The sequence below is a fragment of the Streptomyces sp. NPDC002309 genome, from assembly GCF_053593375.1.
In genome coordinates this window covers 152,907-175,885 of record NZ_JBSFCI010000009.1, presented here as the reverse complement: position 1 = coordinate 175,885, position 22,979 = coordinate 152,907, and the positions used below count along the sequence as shown (strand labels likewise).

Genomic DNA, 22,979 nt, shown 5'->3' with positions numbered 1-22,979 from the left:
AGATCACCGCAAACCCGGCATATCGTCAGCTTGTCGGCTCCAGTTGGGCATCACGGCGGACCAGTGCCGCGTATCTCCCGCCCAACTCCAGTAGTTCCTCGTGCGTCCCCCGCTCGACCGCGCCGCCGGAATCCAGGACGAGGATCTGGTCGGCGCCCCGGACCGTGGAGAGCCGGTGCGCGATCGTGAGCGTCGTCCGGTTGGCCGACAGGGCGTCGATCGCCTTCTGGACGGCGTGCTCGGTGCGGGTGTCCAGGGCACTCGTGGCCTCGTCGAGGATCAGAACCGGCGGATCGCGCAGGATGGTGCGCGCGATGGCCAGGCGCTGCTTCTCACCACCGGAGAAGCGGTGGCCGCGCTCGCCGACGATCGTTTCGTAGCCGTCGGGCAGCGCCGCGATGTGGTCGTGGATCTGGGCCGCCCGTGCCGCCGCGCTCAACTCCTCGTCGGTGGCGTCGGGCTTGGCGAAGCGAAGGTTGTCGGCGACCGAGGCATGGAAGAGGTACGTCTCCTGGGAGACGACGCCGACCGCTCGTGCGAGGGTGTCGAAGTCGAGATCGCGGACATCGACCCCGTCGAGGGTCACCCGGCCGCCGGTGACGTCGTACAGCCGTGGCACGAGATAGCCCAACGTGGACTTCCCGGCGCCGGTCGGCCCGACGATCGCGAGGCTGCCGCCGGCCGGGACGGTGAGGTCGATGCCGGCGAGGATCGGCCTGCCGCTGCCGTCGTAACGGAACTCGACGTCCTCGAAGCGCACCTCGCCCTTGACTCTGTCCAGACGGGTCGGCCGCTCGCGTTCGGTGATGTCGATCGGCAGGTCCAGGTACTCGAAGATGCGCTGGAACAGGGCCAGCGACGTCTGGATCTGCACACCCGTGCTCAGGAGGCTGACCGTCGGGCGGAACAGCCCCTGCTGGAGGGAGACGAAGGCGACGATGGTGCCGATGGAGACGCCGGGTCCCCCGACGTGGAGGACGAAGCCGGCGGTCCAGTAGATGACGGCGGGCATGGCGGCCATGACGATCGTGATGACGGCCATCCGCCAGCGGCCCGCCATGTTCGACCGCACTTCCAGGTCGACCAGGCGGTCCGATTCGTCGGCGAAGGAGCGCGTCAGCGACTCGGCACGCCCCATGGTGCGGCCCAGCAGAATCCCGCTGACCGACAGCGACTCGGTGACCGTCGCCGCCATCGTGGCCATCTGCTTCTGGCGCTGGGTGGTGATCTTCCGGCGCTCGTCGCCGACCCTGCGGCTGATCCACACGAACACCGGCAGCAGGAGCAGGGAGACGACGGTCAGCCGCCAGTCCAGGGCGAGCATCGCGACGACCGTGGCGACGACGCTGGTGAAGTTGGAGACCAGGGAGGTGGCGGTGGAGGTGACGGTCGCCTGCATGCCGCCGATGTCGTTGGCGATGCGGGACTGGACCTCGCCCGTCCGGGTCCGGGTGAAGAAGGCGAGCGACATGCGCTGCAGGCGGCCGTAGACCGCTGTGCGCAGGTCATGCATGACCCGCTGGCCGACGGTGGTGGAGATGAGCGTCTGCAGGACGCCGAAGACGCTGGTCAGGACGGCACTGAGGATCATGCCGAGGGCAAGCAGGGTGAGCAGGCCGGTGCGCCCCTGGGGGATGGCGGTGTCGAGGATCGCCTTCAGCAGGAAGGGCGTGGCGACGGAGACGACCGAGGCGGCGGCGACCAGCAGGCCGACCACGGCGAGGCGGCCTCGGTAGGGACGGAACAGCTTGAGGATGCGGCGCACCTGCCGCGGCTGGTCCGCGTCGGCGGCAGCAGGCCGCCAGGCGGGTTCATGGTCGGGCTTCATGGGCTCCTACGTGAATGAGTCGACGTTGTCCGAATGGATCATAGCTCATTGTTACCTATACTCACAATGAATGCCATCCTGATATTGTTCCCGCATGACCACGCCCGATCCCGACGGACTGCTCGCCGAGCAGTTGCTGCGGCTCACCCGCCGGGTGCACCGGATCCAGAAGCGCCACCTCCAGCAGCGCATCCACGGCATCACTCCAGCCCAGTCCCGTCTGCTGCGCACGCTCGCCGAGTACGACGCCCCGCCCCGCATGGCCGACCTCGCCGGGCGGCTTGAGGTCGTCCCGAGGGCGGTGACCACGCTGGTCGACGGGCTGGAGGCGAACGGCCAGGTGCGCAGGGCACCCGATCCGACCAACCGCCGGGTGATCCGGATCGAGCTGACGGACCACGGACGCGAGACACTGCGCGAACTGCACGGGGCGCGGAGGACGGCGGCGGAGGAGATCCTGGCACCGCTGACGGACGTGGAGCGGCGGGTGCTGGGGACGCTGCTGGACACATTGGTGGACGGCGGGAGCGGCGGCGCAGGGCAGTGCTGAATCCTTTAGCCCCTGCACGGGACGGTCCGTTGTCGACTGCGTCGCGATAAAGGTGAAGGGGGCGGACACGCGGCGTCCGATCCTCGCGCATGCGCTTCCCACGGCGAGTCGGGGTCGCGCGACGAGACTCGGGGAACGAGGGCTCACGCGAGCGGGAGAGGGGGGTAGCCGGTTCTGTGCGGTGATTCAGAAAACCGGTTGCCTCGGACAGGTCTGTGGCGCGAGCCTTTCACGGTTCGGTGCCCCTTGCAGTCACCCATGTCCCTGAGCGGCCCCGGCCGCCGTCCCGCCCCACCCCCTGCCCTCGCGATTCCCGTCGGCCCGGGCAGCCTTCCGCCGCTCCCCCTCCCCTCCCGCACCCCCTTCCCCATCACCCCTTCCGCCCTGACAAGAGCCACTGGGATGTCATGCAGATTCAAGACCTTCCGTATCCCGACCCTGGTGTGCCGGACGCTCGTTCAGGGCCGCGGTTCCTGTGGTGGCTCGGCCGGAACCAGCTGCGCGGTCAGCTCATCGCCCTGCTCTGGGGACTGGTGCACTTCGTGTCGGTCTCCTCACTGCCGTTCTGCGTCGGCTTCGCCGTCCAGGCCGTGGTCGACCGTTCCGGGGAGCGGCTCGCCCTCGCGGGAGGACTGATGGCGCTGGCGTGCGCGGGCAACGCAGTCGGAGAGACCTTCCTGCACCGGGCCGCCGTCACCAACTGGATCACCGCGGCGGCCCGGGTCCAGCAACTCCTGGCCCGCAAGGCCGCGTACCTGGGATCAACCCTGACCCGGCGGGTCACGGCCGGCGAGGTCGTCGCCGTCTCCACGGGTGACGTCGAGAAGATCGGCTGGTTCGTGGAGGCCGTGTCCCGCTTCACCGCGGCCGCCCTCACGATCGTGCTGGTCTGCATCGGTCTCGTCGTCCACCAGCCGGCCCTCGGCGTCGTCATCGCCCTCGGCCTGCCCGTGCTCGCACTGGCCGTACTGCCCCTGCTCCCGCGCGCGACCCGGCGTGCCGACGTCCAGCGGGAGAAGGCGGGACACGCCACCGAACTCGCCTCCGACACCGTTGCCGGACTGCGCGTCCTGCGCGGCATCGGCGGCGAGGAACTCTTCCTCGACCGATACCGCCGCGCCTCGCAGGAGGTCCGCCACGCGGCCGTGCACAACGCGCGGATGTGGTCGCTGATCTCGGCGATCCAGGTACTGCTGCCGGGACTGCTCCTCATCGCGGTCGTCTGGTACGGCGTACACCTCGCCCGGCAGGGCCGGATCACCGTCGGCGAACTCGTCACCGTCTACAGCTCGGTCATGCTCCTCACCTATCCGCTGCGGCACTTCGAGGAGATCGCGATGGCGTACTCCTTCTCGCGCCCCTCCGCCCATCGGGCGGCGCGCGTGCTGTCGCTGCGGCGGGCGACGGACGGCGACGGGGCGGGCGAGGGCTCGGTGAAGTCGTCCCGCGAGGCCTCCGACGAACCGTCCGGCAAGGGCTTGCGCGTGGACTCACATGAGGGCTCGCACTCTGGCGACCTGCCCTCCGAGGACAAGTCCTTCGGTGCCCTGCCCTCGGGCGACCTCCCGTCCCAGGACCCGTCCCCCAGAGCCCTGCCCTCCGGTGAAGTGCCGTCGGGGGACCTGTACGACCCGGCCAGCGGTCTGCTCGCGCCGTCCGGCCGGTTCACCGCCGTGGTGTGCGGTGACCCTGACGTGGCGGGTCGGCTGGCGGAGCGGCTCGGCGGCCATCCGGCGGAGGCGGGCATCTCGGTGCTGCTCGGCGGTGTCGCGCTCGACGAGCTGCCGCTGGATCGCGCGAGGACGGCCGTCCTCGTCCAGGACAAGGATCCCGTGCTCCTGTCGGGCTCCCTGCGCGAACTGCTCGATGTCCCCGCGTCCGGAAAGGTCCGCGCGGACAAGGCCCTGACGGCCGCGCAGTGCGAGGACGTACTGGCGGCGCTCGTGCAGGGCTCGCTCGACGCGGACGACCCGATGGACGCCCGGATCACGGAACGCGGGCGCTCCCTCTCCGGTGGCCAGCGCCAGCGGCTGGCCCTCGCCCGGTCGCTGATCACCGATCCGGAGGTGCTCGTCCTGGACGAACCGACCTCCGCCGTCGACTCCCACACCGAGGCACGGATCGCGGAGGGCGTGCGCGAGCTGCGGACCGGGCGCACGACGGTCGTCTTCACCTCCTCGCCGCTGCTCCTGGACCGCGCGGATCGTGTGGTGCTCGTCCACGAGGGCGAGGTCGCGGCCGTCGGGCTGCACCGGGACCTGGTGCACCAGGACCCCCGGTACCGGGCCGTGGTGACCCGGGAGACCGAGGAGGAGTCCGCCGCCCTGACCGGCGCACTCGCCGGGTTCGAGGCCGGCGGACTCGACAAGCTGGACCAGATGGACGAGCTGGACGCACTGGATGAGATCGAGGAGACAGCATGATCGGCGTGGCGCCACCGGCGTACGACCCGGCCGCCCCGACGACGGCGCACACCCTGCCCATCGGTGGCCCCGCGACCGTACGCGCCTACGTCACCGAACTGTTCCGCCGGCACCGCCGGGCGTTCCTGCTCCTCGTCGCCGTCAACACGATCGCAGTGATCGCGTCCATGGTCGGCCCCTATCTGCTCGGCGGGCTCGTCGAAGGGGTCTCGGACAAGGCCCGTGAGCTGAATCCGGGCCTCACGGTGACGTTCTTCCTGCTCGCGCTGGCCGTACAGGCCGTGTTCGTGCGGCAGGTGCGGCTGCGCGGCGCGATGCTCGGCGAACGGATGCTGGCCGATCTGCGCGAGGACTTCCTCGTGCGGTCCGTCGGGCTGCCACCAGGAGTCCTGGAGCGGGCGGGCACGGGTGACCTCCTGTCCCGGATCACCACCGACATCGACCGGCTCGGCAACGCCATGCGCGAAGCCGTGCCCCAACTGGCGATCGGTGTGGTGTGGGTCGCCCTGCTGCTGGGCGGCCTGGTGGTGACGGCACCGCCGCTCGCGGGGGCCGTGCTGCTCGCCCTGCCACTGCTGGTGATCGGTTGCCGCTGGTACTTCCGCAGGGCGCCGGCCGCCTACCGGTCGGAGGCGTCCGGGTACGCCGCCGTGGCCGCGGCGCTCGCCGAGACCGTGGACGCCGGGCGCACCGTCGAGGCGCACCGGCTCGGCGAGCGCCGGGTGGAACTGTCGGAGCGCCGGATCAAGGAGTGGACGGCCTGGGAGCGCTACACGCTCTGGCTGCGCTCGGTGCTGTTCCCGGTGATCAACGTCACCCATGTGACCGTGCTCACCTCCGTCCTGATGGTCGGCGGGGTCTTCGTGCTCCAGGGCTGGCTCGACGTCGGGCAGCTGACCACGGGCGCGCTGATCGCGCAGATGCTCGTCGATCCGGTCGGACTGATCCTGCGCTGGTACGACGAGCTGCAGGTGGCCCAGGTGTCGCTGGCCCGGCTCGTCGGCGTCCGTGAAATCGAGCCCGCCGCCGGGGACCAGGGGCCGGCGCCGGACGGCCGGGACGTGCACGCCGATCAGGTGTACTTCGGTTACCTCGAGGGTGTCGACGTGCTGCGCGAGGTGTCGCTGAGGGTCGCCCCCGGCACCCGGGTGGCGCTGGTCGGTCCCTCGGGTGCGGGCAAGTCGACGCTGGGCCGGCTGCTCGCCGGGATCTACGCGCCGAGGGACGGCCGGATCACCCTCGGCGGCGCGGAACTGTCCCGGATGCCCGCGGAACGCGTCCGCTCCCACGTGGCCCTCGTCAACCAGGAGCACCACGTCTTCGTCGGCGCCCTGCGCGACAACCTGCTGCTCGCCCGCACCGGCGCGACCGACGCCGAGCTGTGGGCCGCGCTCGCCGCGGTCGACGCCGACGGGTGGGCGCGGGCCCTGGAGGAAGGGCTGGACACCGAGGTCGGCTCGGGCGGGGTCGCGCTCACCCCGGCGCAGGCCCAGCAGATCGCGCTCGCCCGGCTGGTGCTGGCCGACCCGCACACACTGGTCCTGGACGAGGCCACGTCCCTCCTCGACCCTCGCGCGGCCCGCCACCTGGAACGGTCCCTGGCCCGCGTCCTCGAAGGCCGCACCGTGGTCGCCATCGCCCACCGCCTGCACACCGCACACGACGCCGACGTCATCGCCGTCGTCGAGGACGGCCGCATCAGCGAGCTGGGCAGCCATGCCGAGCTGGTCGAGGCGGACGGGGCGTACGCGGCGCTGTGGAGGTCGTGGCATGGCTGAGGGGTGACGAACCGCCCGTGAGGGCGGCCTCCCGCGGCGCTGTGCCAAGGGGGCGGCGCGCTGGTCCGCCCCTGCCGGTCCAGCGGGCCGGCCCCTGTCGGTGCCCGTGCCGTTGCGCGGGGGCGAACAGGGGTGGAAGGCTGGAAAGCGGCGCAGGCTCGGGGAGCGCCCGTGAAGTGCGCGGGACAGCGTCGGGCGCGGCCTGTGCCTCCGGTACGGACGGCGCGCCGCCGGCCGTGGCGGGAACGGCCCCGACCTCACCACCTGGAGGTACCCGTGAACAGCGCCGACGGATGGGGAGACGACGTCTACCAGCCCGACGGGTCCGAGCAGCGTGAGGACACGGGGCTGCTCGACGGGGAGGACACCCTGGAGAACGACGGTGTCAGCGACCCCCTGGATCGGGGCTGGTCCCCTCCGGAGCGGCCGTGGGCGGTGGAGCACACCGGCGTGACGGCCGCCGAGCGGGCGCGGGGCGAGACCCTGGACGAGCGGCTGGCCGAGGAGGTGCCCGAGTCGGACGTGTTCGAAGGGGACGGCCTCGGTGACGCGGACGGCACCGACGGGGAGCTCCTGGACAACGAGGTCGGTTTCGCCCGGTCCGGCCGGCTCGTCGCTCCCGACGAGGGAGCCCATGAGGACGACGAATCCGCGCTGATCGCCACGGACGTCGGCATCGACGGGGCGGCCGCCTCCGCCGAGGAGGCCGCCGTCCACATCGTCGACGAGGACGCCCTGTCCGGCTGACGCCGGCCGCGCCCGCCCGACGCCTCCGCCCATGCCCCCTCCGCACCAGGAGCAGCCATGCAGCAGGACAAGCAGCCCGCCTACCACCCGGTCGTCTTCCGCGACCGCTCCGCCGGGTACGCCTTCCTGACCCGGTCCACCGCGACCAGCGAGCAGACCATCGAGTGGGACGACGGCGAGACCTACCCCGTCGTGGACGTCGAGATCTCCTCGGAGAGCCACCCCTTCTACACAGGCAAGGCGCGGACGGTGGACACCGAGGGCCGCGTCGCCCGCTTCGAGCGCCGATACGGCGAGGGCACGCGCCAAGGCGCCGACTGACGCCTTCGAGCGTGCCGCGCGGAGCCTCAGATCACGTTGAGGGCCGCAGCGCCGCCGACTCCGCCGAGCACCATGAACACCGGCATCAGCACCTTCAGCTCCACCCAGCTGCCGGCCCGGAACCGCATGGCCTTCGGCGGCCCGATCGGGTACCAGCGCTTGCGGCCCAGCGGGATCGGCCACAGTATCGGGCAGCCCGAGACGGTCAGCGCGTCCCCGATGTCGTGCACCAGCGCGCCCAGCAGGATCGGCAGTCCGAGCCAGAGGTACTCCTGGCCCGGCTCCGTGAAGAGCCAGTCCGCACCGTTGCCCGGCTGGTCCAGGACTCCTGCGATGATCCAGGCGCTCGTGGCGGCGAGGAGCCAGACCAGGACGTCCGCGCTGGTACCGCGCGTGGCCCGCCAGAGCAGGCCCTCGATGGCCAGCACCATGTGGACGAAGAGGATCGCCAGCACCGCCCAGCGCCCGCCGGTGACCGCCAGCACCGAGGCACCCGCGCCGATCATGACCGCCCACAGCCAGGTGTGCGTGAGCGTGCGGTGCCCACCGGAGCGACGGGGGTCGCCCGGCTTCCTCGTGGCCTTGTAGACGGCGTACGACAGCTTGTCGACGATCTCGCAGAGCCAGCGCGACACCGGTCCGAAGGCGCGCGAGATGGTGGCGGCCTTGTGGTCGAGATCGGGGGCGAGCGCGGCTCCCGCGCAGATCAGCGCGCCGCACAGCAGGACCGGCCAGGGCATCCCGTGCCCTGCCGCGGCAGCGGCCGCTCCGACGCCGAGCCAGGCCGCGGCTCCCGAGAGAGAGTGTGCTGGTCCCATCATTGCCGCTGCCCGCCCCATTCTTCGTGCGCCGCTGTCCAGTTGACCTGCCGCGCTGACATCGTGTCGGCGGCACAGCGTAGCGGTCGCGATCTTCGTGCGGGCATCCGATTCCCGCATCGGACGGAAGGCCAGGCAAGATGGGGGCGTGACCCTCATCGATCAGCTGCCGCAGACCGCCGACCCCGACGCCCTCTACGAAGCCTTCGAGTCGTGGGCGCAGGAGCGCGGTCTCACGCTCTACCCCCACCAGGAGGAGGCACTGATCGAGGTGGTCTCCGGCGCGAACGTGATCGTGTCGACGCCCACCGGGTCCGGCAAGAGCATGATCGCCGCGGGTGCCCACTTCGCCGCGCTGGCCAGGGACGAGGTCACCTTCTACACGGCTCCGATCAAGGCGCTGGTCTCGGAGAAGTTCTTCGAGCTGTGCAAGCTGTTCGGCACCGAGAACGTCGGCATGCTCACCGGCGACGCCTCCGTGAACGCCGACGCCCCGGTGATCTGCTGCACCGCCGAGGTGCTCGCCTCGATCGCCCTGCGCGACGGCCGGAACGCGGACATCGGCCAGGTCGTGATGGACGAGTTCCATTTCTACGCGGAGCCGGATCGCGGCTGGGCCTGGCAGATCCCCCTGCTCGAACTCCCGCAGGCGCAGTTCGTCCTCATGTCCGCCACCCTCGGCGACGTCTCGATGTTCGAGAAGGACCTCACCCGGCGCACCGGCCGCCCGACGTCGGTGGTCCGTTCCGCGACGCGTCCGGTGCCCCTCTCCTACGAGTACCGGCGCTCCCCGCTCACGGAGACGCTGACGGAGCTGCTGGACACCAAGCAGGCACCCGTCTACATCGTGCACTTCACCCAGGCCCAGGCGGTGGAGCGGGCCCAGGCTCTGATGAGCATCAACATGTGCTCGCGTGAGGAGAAGGAGCAGATCGCCGAGCTGATCGGCAACTTCCGCTTCACCACCAAGTTCGGCCGCAATCTCTCCCGCTACGTCCGGCACGGCATCGGCGTGCACCACGCCGGCATGCTGCCCAAGTACCGCCGCCTGGTCGAGAAGCTCGCCCAGGCCGGTCTGCTGAAGGTCATCTGCGGCACGGACACGCTGGGCGTGGGCGTCAACGTGCCGATCCGCACCGTGCTGTTCACCGCCCTGACCAAGTACGACGGCAGCCGGGTGCGCACCCTGCGTGCCCGTGAGTTCCACCAGATCGCCGGGCGGGCCGGACGGGCGGGCTTCGACACGGCCGGCTTCGTGGTCGCCGAGGCGCCCGAGCACGTCATCGAGAACGAGAAGGCCCTCGCCAAGGCGGGCGACGACCCGAAGAAGCGCCGGAAGGTCGTGCGCAAGAAGGCACCGGAAGGCTTCGTCGCCTGGAGCGACGACACCTTCGAGAGGCTGATCACCTCCGAGCCGGAACCGCTGACGTCCCGGTTCCGGGTCACGCACACCATGCTGCTGTCGGTGATCGCCCGGCCCGGCAACGCCTTCGAGGCCATGCGGCATCTCCTGGAGGACAACCACGAGCCGCGCAAGCAGCAGCTGCGGCACATCCGGCGGGCGATCGCCATCTACCGCTCGCTGCTGGACGGCGGCATCGTCGAGAAACTGGACGAACCGGACACCGAGGGCCGCATCGTCCGTCTCACCGTGGACCTGCAGCAGGACTTCGCGCTCAACCAGCCGCTGTCCACCTTCGCGCTGGCCGCCTTCGAGCTGCTGGACCCCGAATCGCCCTCGTACGCACTGGACATGGTGTCCGTCGTGGAGTCCACGCTGGACGATCCGCGCCAGATCCTCGCCGCCCAGCAGAACAAGGCGCGCGGTGAGGCCGTGGCCGCGATGAAGGCGGACGGCGTCGAGTACGAGGAGCGCATGGAGCGGCTCCAGGACGTCTCCTACCCGAAGCCGTTGGAGGAGTTGCTCTTCCACGCGTACAACACGTACCGCAAGAGCCACCCTTGGGTCGGCGACCATCCGCTGTCGCCGAAGTCCGTCATCCGGGACATGTACGAGCGTGCGATGTCCTTCACGGAGCTGGTCTCGTACTACGAGCTGGCCCGCACCGAGGGAATCGTGCTGCGCTACCTGGCCGGCGCTTACAAGGCCCTCGAGCACAACATCCCCGACGACCTCAAGTCCGAGGACCTCCAGGACCTGATCGAGTGGCTCGGCGAGATGGTGCGCCAGGTCGACTCCAGCCTGCTGGACGAGTGGGAGCAACTCGCCAACCCGCAGGAGATGACCGCCGAGGAGGCCCAGGAGAAGGCCGACCAGGTCAAGCCGGTCACCTCCAACGCACGCGCCTTCCGGGTGCTGGTCCGCAACGCTCTGTTCCGCCGTGTCGAGCTGGCCGCGCTCGACCAGATGGCGGAGCTCGGCGAAATGGACGCCGAGTCCGGCTGGGACGCCGACAGCTGGGGCGAAGCCATGGACAAGTACTGGGACGAGTACGACGACCTCGGCACAGGCCCCGACGCGCGTGGCCCCAAGCTGCTGCTGATCGAGGAGGAGCCGGAGCACGGGTTGTGGCGCGTCCGGCAGATCTTCGACGATCCCAGCGACGATCACGACTGGGGTATCAGCGCCGAGATCGATCTTGCGGCCTCCGACGCCGAAGGCCGTGCCGTGGTCCGCGTCACCGACGTGGGCCAGCTGTGAGCACAGGAGAAAGACAGTCATGACAAACCCGGCCGAGAGGCTCGTCGACCTGCTCGATCTGGAGCAGATCGAGGTCAACATCTTCCGGGGCCGCAGCCCCGAGGAATCGCTGCAGCGAGTCTTCGGCGGCCAGGTGGCCGGCCAGGCGCTCGTCGCCGCCGGGCGCACCACTGAGGGCGACCGGCCGGTGCACTCGCTGCACGCGTACTTCCTGCGCCCAGGGCGCCCCGGCGTGCCGATCGTGTACCAGGTCGAACGGGTCCGTGACGGGCGGTCGTTCACGACCCGCCGGGTCACGGCCGTGCAGCAGGGCCGCACGATCTTCAACCTCACCGCCTCCTTTCACCAATCCGAGGAAGGGAGCTTCGAGCACCAGCTGCCGCCGGCCCGCGAGGTGCCGGACCCCGAGTCCCTGCCGACCGTCGCCGAGGAGATCCGGAAACACCTGGGCGCGCTGCCGGAGCAGTTGGAGCGGATGGCGCGCCGCCAGCCGTTCGACATCCGGTACGTGGACCGACTGCGCTGGACGCCTGAGGAGATCAAGGACGCGGAGCCTCGCAGCGCCGTGTGGATGCGCGCCGTCGGGCCGCTCGGTGACGACCCGCTGGTGCACACCTGCGCGCTGACGTACGCGAGCGACATGACCCTGCTGGACGCCGTGCGCATTCCTGTCGAACCGCTGTGGGGTCCGCGCGGCTTCGACATGGCGTCGCTCGACCACGCGATGTGGTTCCACCGGCCGTTCCGCGCGGACGAGTGGTTCCTCTACGACCAGGAGTCGCCGATCGCGACCGGCGGGCGAGGGCTCGCCCGCGGACGGATCTACGACCTGGAGGGCCGTCTGCTGGTGTCGGTCGTCCAGGAAGGGCTGTTCAGGGCGCTGTAGGAAAGCGCTCTACCAGGTGGCCGGCGCGCCTTCACCGGCCTCTGCGGAGCAGTCGGCTCAGCAGGCTGCGAGGGCGCTCCGGCTGCGGCGCGCGGGTCTGCGCCTCGGTTCGGGGTGCGGATCGGCGTGTGGATCCGTGTGTGGGCGGTCGGGTCACGGGCAGACGCCCACTGTGCCCGGCGCCCTGCCCGCGCACCGGACGATGCGGGTGAGCGGGCCCGGCCGCGCCCACCACGTGATGCGCGTGAGCGGATCCGGCAGCGTGCCCCACACGGTTCGTGCGAGCGGAATCGTCCGGGTGCGCCGTACGGCCCGTGTCACCGTGGCCGTGTGGCTGTCGGAACGCCGGCCGCTGAGCGCGGGCCTCGTCCAACACCTGGGCGAGTTCGGCCCGCAGCCAGCCGATCTCGTCGGGTTCGTCGGCTGTCATGAGCTTCTCGGCGAGCAGCGCCGACGGCGAGTCGGGGGCGCCGTGGGTCGGTGGCCCCGGACGGAACCGGTTCACCAGGGCGCGCTCGGAGGAATCCTCGACGACCTCCGCGACATGAACGGGCTCCAGCAGTGCTGCCAGGGCGCCGGCACGCTCCCAGGGGCTGTCGGCCCGGCGCAGCAGGAACCCCAGGTGCCGTCCGCGCCAGTTGCGGGCGCGCAGGTCCGTCCCGTCCCGTAGCCGAACCAGTAGCTCCTCGGGCAGCACGCGGCCCCTCACCACCCGTGCGTTCTGCTCGTCGGCCGCGAACCGGCTCACCTCGTCGGCAAGATAGAGCCACACGAGCGCCCGATAGCGGTTCAGACAGAACGCGACCGGCGCCACGAGCCCCAGCCGGGCCAGGCGTGTGAACCGGCCCCCCGTCACGCCCATGAGACGGGCCGCCTCGTTCGTGCTCACGGTCCGCACCCGTTCAAGGAGCGGCGCCGGGAATCCCTCCTGTGAGCGCAACCGCTCGATCTCGGCGTCGGCGACGCGGCGCCCTCCGCCGCCTTCGTCGGGCAGCGTGCGGATCCGTCCCAGATTCACCGCCAGCTCGAACTCACGCCGCTTCAGTCCCAGTTCGCGTGCGGCGCGGCTCGGCGAGCGGGTGAGGACCTGCGTACTCGCGATGGTGTTGCCGGACATGGCGTTTCTCCCCCGTGAAGTGGTGGTCGACGGACTTCGCTCACGCTCCGTGCGCTCGCGGTCACACCACCGTAGCCGCTTCGGCCGATCCCGTGGCGAGCCTGTGGATAACTTCGCGGGGGCTGAAAACGCGCAGGTCAGACGTCGGTGGGCGGGAACCGCTCGGGCTGGCGGGCGTCGATTCCGAGGTGCTCGCCGACCCGGTTGACGAGCAGTGTCATCTCGTAGGCGATCTGACCGATGTCGGCCTCCGCGGCGCTGAGTACACACAGGCAGCTGCCGCTGCCGGCCGCCGTGACGAACAGCACCGCGTCGTCGAACTCGACCATCGTCTGACGCACCTGCCCGGCACCGAAGTGAAGGCCCGACCCCTTGGCGAGGCTGTGCAGTCCGGACGCGACGGCGGCGAGGTGTTCGGCGTCCTCGCGCCGTAGGCCCGTGCTCGCCCCTGTCACGAGTCCGTCGTTGGACAGGACGAGTGCGTGCCGCACCTGCTCCACGCGCTCGGTAAAGTCGTCCAGCAGCCAGCCCAGTCCCTTGTGCACCATGATGACGATCTCCCCGTGTGACGACTCCCCCTGGCCGGAGGTCTCTCCGCCAGCCTTCACCACGTCCGCCTGACGGGCAAGCAGGATGGTGACATGGCACAGAAGATGACCGACACGGAATGGCGGGCCTTCCTGTCACAGGGCACCCGCACGGCGAAGCTGTCCACCGTCCGGGCTGACGGGAGCCCGCACGTGGCGCCGATCTGGTTCCTGCTCGACGGGAACGAGGTGGTGTTCAACACCTCCAAGGAGAGCGTGAAGGGACGCAATCTGGCCCGCGACGGGCGGGTCGCCCTCTGCGTGGACGACGACCGTCCGCCGTTCGACTTCGTCGTGGTGCAGGGGCGCGCCCAGCTCTTCGAGGACCTCGACGAACTCCGCGAGTGGGCCACCCGTATCGCCGGGCGGTACATGGGCGAGGAGAACGCCGAGGCGTTCGGGGAACGCAACGGCCGGCCGGGGGAACTCCTGGTGCGGGTCTCGATCGACAAGGTCCTGGCGCAGAAGGCCGTCGCCGGCTGAAGCACCTCCGACCGGTCAGCTCACGGAGTCGAGCAGCCGGGCGGTGTGCACCCGCCCGGCGTACTCGACGAGCCGGATCAGCACCTCCTTCCCCGAGTCACGGTCACGAGCGTCGCAGAGGACGACGGGGGTTCCCCGGTCGAGATCCAGGGCGCGGCAGACGTCCTGTGCGCCGTAGGCGCGCGCGCCCGTGAAGCAGTTGACGGCCACCACGAAGGGGATGTGGCGGTGCTCGAAGTAGTCCACCGCGGGGAAGCAGTCCTCCAGGCGGCGGGTGTCGGCCAGCACGACCGCCCCCAGCGCTCCCTGCGACAGTTCGTCCCACAGGAACCAGAAGCGGTCCTGTCCTGGTGTACCGAACAGATACAGGGAGAGGCCGGAGCGGATGGTGATCCGGCCGAAGTCCATGGCGACCGTGGTCGTGACCTTGTGGTCCACGCCGTCGGTGTCGTCCACCAGCTGACCGGCCTCGCTCAGCAGTTCCTCGGTGCGCAGGGGCCTGATCTCGCTGACCGCGCCCACCAGGGTGGTCTTGCCCACGCCGAACCCACCGGCGACCAGTATCTTCAACGCCAGGGCGGCGGTCTCGCCCTCGGTGGCGTCGGACGTCTCGGAGACCATCGATCACTTCTCTCGGGAGTGCCTGCAAGGGTCGACGTCGGTACGCGCGTGCCGCGCCGGGGCACGGCGTCCGCACACGGTCGCGGTGCTCGTGCGCGAAGGCAGCATCATGACAACGGCCGGTCCCCGCAGGGCCCCGGGACCGCTCTTTGCCTGATGTGACCGAGTCGAATGCGTTCCGCGCCCACAAAGGTGCGTAAGTCGGCGGTCTGTGCGGCCGTACGCGCGCGGGTTGTCGTGAGCGTTCATCTACAGCGCCCGCAGTCCGTCGATGACCTCGCGCAGAATCCGCTCGTCGGGCAGTTGCGCAGGTGGCACGGGGCGGCTGACGGTGACACGGCCGAGTTCCAGCAGATCTCCGAGAAGCACCCGGACGACGCCGACGGGTAGGTCCGCGCCCGCGGCGAGTTCGGCGACCGACTGGGTCTCGATGCGGCACAGGTCGACGAGGGCGAGGTGTTCGGGGCCGAGCGCGGGGTCGTCGTCGAGGTGAGCGGCGCCCGGGTCGAGGGTGACCAGGGCGATGAGGTCGAAGCCCACCCCGGTGGGGCCCGGCTTGGTACGGCCGCCCGTCATGGCGTACGGCCGCACGAGCGGACCCGCCTCGCCGTCGTACCACTGGCTGCCCTGCTCGTGCGGGGTGCCCTTCATGTCCTCGGTCATCTGTGCGGACCGTCCTCCAGCCTCATCCGGCAGCGGGTGGCCGCGCGTTCATGCGCGGCGCCGTGTAGAGGTGCTCCCCGACGCGTTTCACCAGCCGCGCCATCTCGTAGGCGACCAGGCCTATGTCGGCGGTGACGGCGGTGAGGACGGCGAGGCAGGAACCGTCTCCGGCGGCGGCCACGAAGAGGAAAGCGTCGTCCATCTCCACCATGGTCTGGCGCACGCCACCGGCGCCGAAGTGCCGGCCGGCGCCCTTGGCCAGGCTGTGGAAGCCCGAGGCGACGGCGGCGAGGTGTTCGGCGTCCTCGCGCCCGAGATCGGTCGAGGAGCCCACGGCGAGGCCGTCGTTGGAGAGCACCACGACGTGCCGTACCTCGTGCACACGCAGCACCAAGTCATCGAGCAGCCAGTCGAGTTCGCCGGAGCTCTGAGCGGCTCTCATGCCGGGGTCCTGGATCATGCGGGGTCTCCTTCGCTGCTGTCACTGCCGCCTGCCGGGTCGGTCGTCGCGCCGCGGCCGGGTGGGCGGCCGCCACCACGGGCCCAACCGTCGCGGTAGGCCGACATGCGGTCACGTACGAGTTCGGGGGTGCGCCGCTCGTCGTTCCGGGAAGCGGACGACTGCGGAGGGTCAGGGGAACGCCGCTCGCGCAACTGCGGGGCGAGGCTGGCCTGCCGTACCCGGCGGGGGAGGTTCTCGGAGCCTTCGTCGGGGTCGGGGGGACGGTGCAGGCGCAAGGCGGTGACTCCGGGGGGCGGGGTTTCGGGACCGGTCTGCGCCGTGGCCGGGACGGGTGGCACCAGGGCGGGCCGGTCACCGGTGGTGGGGACGGCCTCCTGGTGAGGTCCGCCGGGCACGCGCGCGTACTCGTGTTCCGGTTCCGCCGCCTTGGCGCCGGAACGTTCCGGCACACCGTTGTGCAGCAGAGCGGTGGGCAGCAGGACGACCGCGGTGGTGCCGCCGTAGGGCGAGGTGCGCAGGTTCACCTTGATCTCGTGGCGTGCGGCGAGCCTGCTGACGACGAAGAGGCCGAGCCGGTCGCTGTCGAAGAGGTCGAGTGCCTCGGACTGGGCGATACGGCGGTTGGCCTCGGCGAGGGTGTCCTTGCCCATGCCCAGGCCGCGGTCCTCGACCTCGACGGCGTAGCCGTTGCCGACGGGCTCCCCGGTGACGCGCACGCGCGTGTGCGGGGGCGAGAACTGAGCGGCGTTCTCGACGAGCTCGGCCAGCAGGTGGGTGAGGTCGGCCACGGCGGCACCGATGACGAGGGCCTCGGGGAGCTGACGCACCTCCACGCGCGCGTAGTCCTCGATCTCGGACACGGCCGCGCGGACCACGTTGGTCAGGGAGACCGGCATGCGCCAGGCCCGGCCGGGGGCCGCGCCCGAGAGGATGATCAGGCTCTCGGCGTGGCGCCGCATACGGGTGGTGAGGTGGTCGAGCCGGAACAGGTCGCTCAGTTCGTTCGGGTCGTCGGAGCGGCGTTCCATGCTGTCCAGGAGGCTCAGCTGGCGGTGCACGAGGACCTGACTGCGGCGGGCCAGGTTGACGAAGACACCGGAGATGCCGCTGGCGAGCTCGGCGCGTTCCACCGCGGCGCGCAGCGCGGCCCGGTGCACCGTGCCGAGGGCCTCCGCGACCTGGCCGACCTCGTCCTCGGCCGGCGGCCCGGGCGGTGCCTCGGCGCGGACGTCGATCTCCTCTCCGGCGCGGAGTTTGCCCATGGCTTCGGGGAGTTTACGGCGGGCGATCTCCAGTGCGCCGTTGCGCAGGCTGATCAGTTCGACGACGAGGCCGCGTCCGATGCGTACCGAGATGACGAGGGACGCGGCGACGGCGGCCAGACCGAAGAGGACGGCGGCGCCCGCCGGCGTGAGCAGGCCACGGGCGAAGGGGTCGGCCCGATCGGCGACGCCGCGGGCGGCGTCCTGCTCGATGGTGCGCATGCCGCCCTGAACGCGCGTGTGTGCCGGGGTCCATTCGGTCTCGGGGGCGGCCTTGATCGCCCCGGACCCCGGCCGGCTCGTCAGGACCTTGTCCTCGACGGCGACCATCGCCGCGTAGTCCACGCTCTCGGCGAGGTTCCGCCAGGCTGCCCGCTCGTCGCCTCGCAGGTCGGCGACGGCGGCGTCGGTGAGGTCGCGCCGGGTTTCGACCGCGCCGGTGAACAGCCGCAACCGCTCGCCCTCCAGACCGCCCGCGAGCCGGGCGCTGGACAGCAGCACGTCCTCCCGGGCCAGGGCCTCGCCCGCGCGGGAGAACTCCAGCAGCACGCGCGCGTCGGAGCCGAGTTCGGCGTCCTGGATGCCGGTCAGGGCACCGCCCACGCCGAAGGCCGTGGCGATGGTCTTCGTGTACTGCTCGTACGCGTCGTCCCATCCGGCACGCCGGTCCAGCACGTCGGCGCGCAGTGTCCGCAGCCCCTCCGTGCCCGTGACGAAGGTTTCGAGTCGTTGGGCGACTCCCTCGGGCAGTTCCTGTCCGTCGGCGACGGTGTTGCGCTCGCCGAGCCGCAACTTCGCGACCGCCCGGTCCGTGCGTTCCGCCAGGCGCCGCAGTTCACCGCCGGCACCGGTCGCGGGGTCGGTGGCGTGCCGTACGGCGGCGGCGCGCTCGGCCTGGAGGGCGGCCACGGTGGCCGCGACGGGGGCACGGACGTCGGAGTCCACACGTTGCAACTGCTTGAGCCGGGCGACGTCCTGGACGGTGCTGACGGTGGCGTACGCCCACAGGGCCAGCAGCGACACGGCGGGCACCATCAGCAGGCAGACGATCTTGGCGCGCACGGTGCGCGGACGTATGTGCCAGCGCTCCCCCCCGTGCGCGGGATCATCTTTCGCCACCGCGTCCGCGGTGTCCTGCGGGGTCTCGTCGGCCGGTTGTCCGGCGTGGGCGCGGCGACCGCGCGCGGAGTTCGGGGGCGGCGTCTGAGCGCCGGTGCCGGGGTTCCTACGGGGGGTACGCATGGCCTCCTCGTTCGGAAAGGGTTCGGATGCGGTCCGGTGGAGGTGGGCCTTCAGTGGGCGGCGCTCCCGAGGGACCGCTGCGCCGACGCGGATGCCTCGCGCTCCCCTGCCGTGGGCGACAGCGCCACGAAGGCGGAGGTCAGGAAGAGGTAGGACCCGAGGCCGACGGCGAGGGGGAAGACGAACTGCATCGCCGTGGCCCCGGGCAGTGCGTCGCCCGAGGGCGTGACCTGCACACCCACCGCGAACATCCCGGTGTAGTGCATGCTGCTCACGGCCGCGCCCATGACGAGGGACGCGACGGTGACCGCGACGGGCGACTTGATGTTGAGCGCCGCCCACAGGGCCGCGGTCGCCGCGACGACGGCGATCCCGACCGACAGGGCGACCCGTGCCGGGTCGTACGTCACGTCACCGTGCAGGCGTACCGCCGCCATGCCCAGGTAGTGCATGCTCGCGACGCCGAGCCCCGTGGTGAGGCCACCGACGAGCAGCGCCCGGGTCCGGTCGCGGCCGTACCCGACCGCGAAGACGCCGGCACAGACCACGATCATGGCCACCAGCAGGCTCAGGACGGTGAGCGGCACGTCGTAGCGGATCTCGGTCCCGCTCACGCTGAAGCCGAGCATGGCCACGAAGTGCATGGTCCAGATGCCGGTGCCGAGGGCCGAGGCGGCTGTGATCAGCCAGTTGCGGCGCGAGCGGCCGGTGGCCCCGAGCGCGCGGACGGTGCAGCGCAGGCCCAGGGCGGCGCCTGTGCAGGCCATGACGTACGACAGTACGGGTGTCAGCCAGCCGAGGGCGGCGTGGTCCAGGTGTCCCATGGCCAAGGGACGCTACTGGGAGCACAGGAGCACGAAGGGGGCGCATTTCGAAAGGTGTTGGAATATGACACAGATATGTACCTGAACGATCACATCGCGCTCGAACATGTGCGCCGGGGCGTCCGTCATGTCAGTGAGGGATCATGCCGGACATGAGCGACGACCGTACGCACGTCCAGGAGTTCTTCACGCCCCGGGCGGCCGGCTGGGACAGCCGGTTCCCCGACGACGGCCCCGCCTACGCGGCCGCGGTCGGCGAACTCGGTCTGCGCGAGGGCGACCGCGTCCTCGACGCCGGCTGCGGCACGGGACGGGCCCTGCCACCGCTGCGAGCGGCCGTGGGCGCCTCGGGGGTGGTCCTCGGGGCCGATCTGACCCCGGCCATGCTGCGGGCCGCCGCACACGCCGGACGCGACCGCGACGGGACGCTGCTGCTCACCGACGTGGCGGCGCTCCCGCTGCGTTCTGGTTCGCTCGACGCGGTGTTCGCGGCGGGTCTGATCGCCCACCTGCCCGACCCGGCCCGGAACTTGCGGGAGTTGGCCCGGGTCGTGTGCCCCGGCGGGAGGCTCGCCCTCTTCCACCCGATCGGCCGCGCGGCGCTCGCCGCCCGGCAGGGCCGTCGGATCACCCCGGCCGACCTGCGTGCGGAGCCCAACCTCCGTCCGCTGCTGGCCGGTTCCGGCTGGACCATGACGTCGTACGTCGATCGCGACGACCGCTTCCTCGCCCTCGCGGTCCGGGCGGACTGACCGTCCCGGCGCTTCACCGCGCCTTCCCCCTTCTGCCGTCGCGGCTCCAACTCTACGTTGATTGGCAGTGGGTGGACGATCGGCGAGGGAAGCCACGAGCGGGGATGGTGGTCACCGTGTTCGACAGGGTTCGCAAGGCGTGGTCCGGGTTCCGTGAGACGGCACGCGCGGAGCGCAAGGCCGGTGCGGACCGGCGTGCGCACAATTTGTTCGAGGCCGCCGCCTATGTCTCGGCATGTGCGGAGGACGACCAGGACCGCATCGACGAGGCGGCGGGCTGGGTGTCGCCGGAGGCGCTGTCGTTCGGCGTGAACGAGCTGGCGTGCCGGGCCGTCATCGCACTGGCCCGGGAGCGCGACCAGTCGACACGGACCGTCGCACGCGAGCTGCTGGGGCTGCCGACGGCGTGAGGAAGGGCCGACGAGAGGTCGTTCTGGCCTGTCCGGTCGGACAACCGCAGGTCCGGTGGTCCGCGGAGTCGTGACAAGCGGCTTGCGGTCGCACTAGGGTGCGCGCCGATGGACGAACCCCTGGGGAGGCTGGGATGGCCGGGACGGACGCGGAAGCCGTCGCCGCCGAGGACGACGCGCTCTATGTGCTCACGGCGGTGCTGCTGACCCCTGCTCGGTTCCCGAGCGTGCTGGGCGACGACTACCCGGAAGCCTGCGCGGCGCTGGGCATCGCGCCAATGGCGGACGGGTACGGCCTCGTGTTCGGCCAGGACGGCGCGGGCGCGCGGTGGACCGTCGTCACGGACGACGTGTCGCTGGTCGCGGTCGCCGTCGCCTCCTGGGACTGCGGCATGGAGTACGACCTCTCGCCCGACGAGCGGTCCGTGGTCGCCGCCCTGCCGGGGTGGCCGCTCGCCGTTGCTGTCGCGGCTCCCGGCGTACCCGCGCCGCACGATCCCGACCCCGAGGACGCGGGGGGCTGCGAGCCCCTCTCGCCGCCGGACACCACGGGCTGGGGGGCGGCCCAGCGCAGGCTGGGGGCTGACGAGATCGCGATGCAGTGGACGTCGTGGCGCGAGCAGGTCGGCGACAAGGAACTCGTGGTCCCCGATGCGGACTCCGAGGCCGCCGAGGACGAGCCGGCCGGCCCCGAACGCAGCGTCATCCGGCGCGTTCTCGCGGAGGCACAGGCGTACGTGGACACCCCGCCGCCCCTGGGGCGCGTGCGGTCCTCCTTCGCCACGGGCGACGCCCGGACGTTGCGCGCGGACGGCCCTGGCTGGTCGCTGGTGGCGAGGACCGACGACATGGCGTTCCTGCTGGTCGACGAGAAGCCGGGCGAGGTACTGCCCGTGGGGCGGGGACCCCAGCTGCCCGCGCTGCTCGAGGCGCTGGACAAGATGGCGGTACGGCCCAGCTGACGGGGTCCCCTGCGCGCACGGGACTCAGTCAACGAGGCTCCACGGAACGTCACCACCTGTGCCGACCACCCATGGCCCAACTCAGCGGCATGTGGTCCCACTCCATGGAAGACGCGCGGCGCTCGCCCGACGATGGGGCAGCCCCGGCCCGGCCCGTCCGCCGTGCCCTGCCGTCCCGCCCTGGAGGCCCGTATGCGTCCGTCCCCCGGTGTCCCCCTGCTTGCCGCCGCGCTCTTCGCGGCCGCCCTCACGGCCCCGGCCTTCGCCCAGGGCGGCGGGGACGGTCACTGCACGCGTCAGGACCGCGTGCGGGTGCCGGGCGCGGCGTTCCAGCGGACCGCCTGCCTGGACGACCTGACCACCACGGGCCTGGCCGGTACTCCCTACACCGACCTGGCCGATCAGGCGGGCCTGACGGCGCAGGCCACGCGGACGCCGTCCGGCGTGCCGGGGGTGCAGGTCGACGGGTACTTCCCCGACTCGTCCCGGTTCAACGCCACGCACGGCTGGCGCCACGACGCCCAGTTCGTGATCCGGCTGCCGGATCGCTGGAACGGCGGCCTCGTCGTCACCGGCGCTCCGGGCACCCGCCGGCAGTACGCGACCGACAAGGCGATCTCCGACCGGGTGCTGGCACAGGGCTACGCGTACGCCGCGACCGACAAGGGCAACAACGGCACCGACTTCTACCGCGACGGCTACCGGCCCGGCGACGCGGTCGCCGAGTGGAACGCGCGCACGACCCAGCTCACACGCGCCGCACGCAAGGCCGTGGCCCAGCGATACGGCCATGCCCCGCGCCGCACCTACATGACGGGCATCTCCAACGGCGGCTATCTGACTCGCTGGCAGCTGGAGAACCATCCTGAGCTGTACGACGGCGGGGTGGACTGGGAGGGCGCCCTGTGGACGACGAGCGGCCCGAACCTGCTCACCTCCCTGCCCACGGCGGTGGCGCGGACCCGCGGCTCGGCGTCGGACGAGGACGTGTACGGCGTCGGCTTCGCGCGTGGCTCGGAGTTCCTGTGGCCGTACCACGAGAAGGCGTACTGGGGTGTCACGCAGAAGACCTACCGGGCGGAGTTCGACCCGGGCTACGACCCCGGGTGCCCCGGAGCGTCCGCCGGGACCACACCTGAGGAGATCCTGGCGTCCTGCGCGTCCGACGCGGCCTACGACTACGCCTCGCGTCCGTCCTCGGTCCACCGGGCCGTGGCCCGGGTGGCGCTGACCGGACGCATCGGCAAGCCGCTGATCACGCTCCACGGGGACATGGACACGCTGCTGCCCAAGGCCGCCGACTCCGACGTGTACGCGCGCATGGTCGACGGGCGGGGGCGGGGGCCCCTGCACCGCTACTACACCGTGCGGGGCGGCACTCATGTCGACGGGCTGTACGACACGTATCCCGACCGGCTGCGGCCCATCCTTCCCTGCTATCGATCGGCCTTCGACGCGCTGGTCGCATGGGTGGAGCGAGGGACCCGGCCGCCCGCGGACCGGACCGTCGGGCGGCCCACGGACGGCGATGTGGTCGACTCGTGCGCGCTGGACGGCGGTGCCGCCGCGGATCGGTGACG

21 protein-coding genes are annotated in these 22,979 nt (G+C 71.4%); 12 read left to right on the top strand and 9 right to left on the bottom strand.

Annotation, left to right across the window (positions count from 1 at the left end):
• Window positions 1-25: 25 nt before the first annotated feature.
• Entirely contained in the window at window positions 26-1,828 is a 1,803-nt protein-coding gene (locus tag ACWCPM_RS10840; protein ID WP_450975804.1) for an ABC transporter ATP-binding protein, read from the bottom strand.
• A 94-nt stretch (window positions 1,829-1,922) separates the two neighbouring features.
• Between ACWCPM_RS10840 and ACWCPM_RS10835 the strand changes: the two genes are divergently transcribed.
• From ACWCPM_RS10835 to ACWCPM_RS10815, 5 genes are all read left to right on the top strand, one after another.
• Window positions 1,923-2,378 (top strand): MarR family winged helix-turn-helix transcriptional regulator, encoded by a 456-nt coding sequence (locus tag ACWCPM_RS10835; RefSeq protein ID WP_450975803.1) that lies wholly within the window; start codon window positions 1,923-1,925, stop codon window positions 2,376-2,378.
• 407 nt (window positions 2,379-2,785) lie between these two features.
• Window positions 2,786-4,801 (top strand): ABC transporter transmembrane domain-containing protein, encoded by a 2,016-nt coding sequence (locus ACWCPM_RS10830; protein WP_450975802.1) that lies wholly within the window; start codon window positions 2,786-2,788, stop codon window positions 4,799-4,801.
• Window positions 4,798-6,579: an ABC transporter ATP-binding protein gene (locus tag ACWCPM_RS10825; RefSeq protein WP_450975801.1), complete on the top strand. Its 1,782-nt coding sequence runs from the start codon at window positions 4,798-4,800 to the stop codon at window positions 6,577-6,579. Before ACWCPM_RS10830 ends, ACWCPM_RS10825 begins: the two co-directional genes overlap by 4 nt.
• Window positions 6,580-6,855: 276 nt before the next feature.
• Window positions 6,856-7,326, top strand: coding sequence for a DUF5709 domain-containing protein (locus ACWCPM_RS10820; RefSeq protein WP_450975800.1), 471 nt, complete (start codon window positions 6,856-6,858; stop codon window positions 7,324-7,326).
• A 57-nt stretch (window positions 7,327-7,383) separates the two neighbouring features.
• Window positions 7,384-7,647 carry a type B 50S ribosomal protein L31 gene (locus ACWCPM_RS10815; RefSeq protein ID WP_450975799.1) on the top strand — a complete coding sequence of 88 codons (264 nt, stop codon included), beginning with the start codon at window positions 7,384-7,386 and terminating at the stop codon, window positions 7,645-7,647.
• Between the two features lie 26 nt (window positions 7,648-7,673).
• Here the strand turns inward: ACWCPM_RS10815 and ACWCPM_RS10810 are convergent, their stop codons facing one another.
• Entirely contained in the window at window positions 7,674-8,468 is a 795-nt protein-coding gene (locus ACWCPM_RS10810) for a metal-dependent hydrolase (protein WP_450975798.1), read from the bottom strand.
• 145 nt (window positions 8,469-8,613) lie between these two features.
• Here ACWCPM_RS10810 and ACWCPM_RS10805 point away from each other — a divergent pair, with 145 nt between their 5' ends.
• Entirely contained in the window at window positions 8,614-11,127 is a 2,514-nt protein-coding gene (locus ACWCPM_RS10805) for a DEAD/DEAH box helicase (RefSeq protein WP_450975797.1), read from the top strand.
• Between the two features lie 19 nt (window positions 11,128-11,146).
• Entirely contained in the window at window positions 11,147-12,013 is an 867-nt protein-coding gene (locus ACWCPM_RS10800; RefSeq protein WP_450975796.1) for an acyl-CoA thioesterase, read from the top strand.
• Window positions 12,014-12,044: 31 nt separating this feature from the next.
• On the opposite strand, the gene ACWCPM_RS10795 is transcribed toward ACWCPM_RS10800, so the two are convergent.
• Both ACWCPM_RS10795 and ACWCPM_RS10790 read right to left on the bottom strand, forming a co-directional pair.
• Window positions 12,045-13,130, bottom strand: coding sequence for a DUF6397 family protein (locus ACWCPM_RS10795; protein WP_450975795.1), 1,086 nt, complete (start codon window positions 13,128-13,130; stop codon window positions 12,045-12,047).
• Between the two features lie 137 nt (window positions 13,131-13,267).
• Window positions 13,268-13,678 carry a roadblock/LC7 domain-containing protein gene (locus tag ACWCPM_RS10790; RefSeq protein ID WP_450975794.1) on the bottom strand — a complete coding sequence of 137 codons (411 nt, stop codon included), beginning with the start codon at window positions 13,676-13,678 and terminating at the stop codon, window positions 13,268-13,270.
• Between the two features lie 93 nt (window positions 13,679-13,771).
• On the opposite strand from ACWCPM_RS10790, the gene ACWCPM_RS10785 reads away from it, so the two are divergent.
• Complete coding sequence (locus ACWCPM_RS10785; RefSeq protein ID WP_450975793.1) at window positions 13,772-14,200, top strand: PPOX class F420-dependent oxidoreductase; 429 nt, start codon at window positions 13,772-13,774, stop codon at window positions 14,198-14,200.
• Window positions 14,201-14,215: 15 nt separating this feature from the next.
• Here ACWCPM_RS10785 and ACWCPM_RS10780 read toward each other — a convergent pair whose 3' ends face one another.
• From ACWCPM_RS10780 to ACWCPM_RS10760, 5 genes are all read right to left on the bottom strand, one after another.
• A complete protein-coding gene (locus tag ACWCPM_RS10780) occupies window positions 14,216-14,821 on the bottom strand; it encodes a GTP-binding protein (RefSeq protein WP_401671757.1) in 606 nt (201 codons plus the stop codon).
• 249 nt (window positions 14,822-15,070) lie between these two features.
• The gene (locus tag ACWCPM_RS10775) at window positions 15,071-15,484 is read right to left on the bottom strand and encodes a DUF742 domain-containing protein (protein WP_450975792.1); all 414 of its coding nucleotides are present in this window, start codon (window positions 15,482-15,484) and stop codon (window positions 15,071-15,073) included.
• 22 nt (window positions 15,485-15,506) lie between these two features.
• Window positions 15,507-15,944, bottom strand: coding sequence for a roadblock/LC7 domain-containing protein (locus ACWCPM_RS10770; RefSeq protein WP_450975791.1), 438 nt, complete (start codon window positions 15,942-15,944; stop codon window positions 15,507-15,509).
• The gene (locus ACWCPM_RS10765; RefSeq protein WP_450975790.1) at window positions 15,941-18,451 is read right to left on the bottom strand and encodes a nitrate- and nitrite sensing domain-containing protein; all 2,511 of its coding nucleotides are present in this window, start codon (window positions 18,449-18,451) and stop codon (window positions 15,941-15,943) included. The genes ACWCPM_RS10770 and ACWCPM_RS10765 overlap by 4 nt, the downstream gene beginning before the upstream one ends.
• 50 nt (window positions 18,452-18,501) lie before the next feature.
• Window positions 18,502-19,275, bottom strand: a complete 774-nt coding sequence (locus ACWCPM_RS10760) for an MHYT domain-containing protein (protein ID WP_450975789.1) — start codon at window positions 19,273-19,275, stop codon at window positions 18,502-18,504.
• 152 nt (window positions 19,276-19,427) lie between these two features.
• Here ACWCPM_RS10760 and ACWCPM_RS10755 point away from each other — a divergent pair, with 152 nt between their 5' ends.
• The 4 genes from ACWCPM_RS10755 to ACWCPM_RS10740 all read left to right on the top strand — a co-directional run bounded on the left by ACWCPM_RS10755 (window position 19,428) and on the right by ACWCPM_RS10740 (window position 22,977).
• Window positions 19,428-20,027 (top strand): class I SAM-dependent methyltransferase, encoded by a 600-nt coding sequence (locus ACWCPM_RS10755; RefSeq protein ID WP_450975788.1) that lies wholly within the window; start codon window positions 19,428-19,430, stop codon window positions 20,025-20,027.
• A 116-nt stretch (window positions 20,028-20,143) separates the two neighbouring features.
• Window positions 20,144-20,437: a hypothetical protein gene (locus ACWCPM_RS10750; RefSeq protein WP_450975787.1), complete on the top strand. Its 294-nt coding sequence runs from the start codon at window positions 20,144-20,146 to the stop codon at window positions 20,435-20,437.
• Between the two features lie 134 nt (window positions 20,438-20,571).
• A complete protein-coding gene (locus ACWCPM_RS10745) occupies window positions 20,572-21,399 on the top strand; it encodes a hypothetical protein (protein WP_450975786.1) in 828 nt (275 codons plus the stop codon).
• A 192-nt stretch (window positions 21,400-21,591) separates the two neighbouring features.
• Window positions 21,592-22,977, top strand: a complete 1,386-nt coding sequence (locus tag ACWCPM_RS10740; protein ID WP_450975785.1) for a tannase/feruloyl esterase family alpha/beta hydrolase — start codon at window positions 21,592-21,594, stop codon at window positions 22,975-22,977.
• Window positions 22,978-22,979 lie beyond the last annotated feature (2 nt).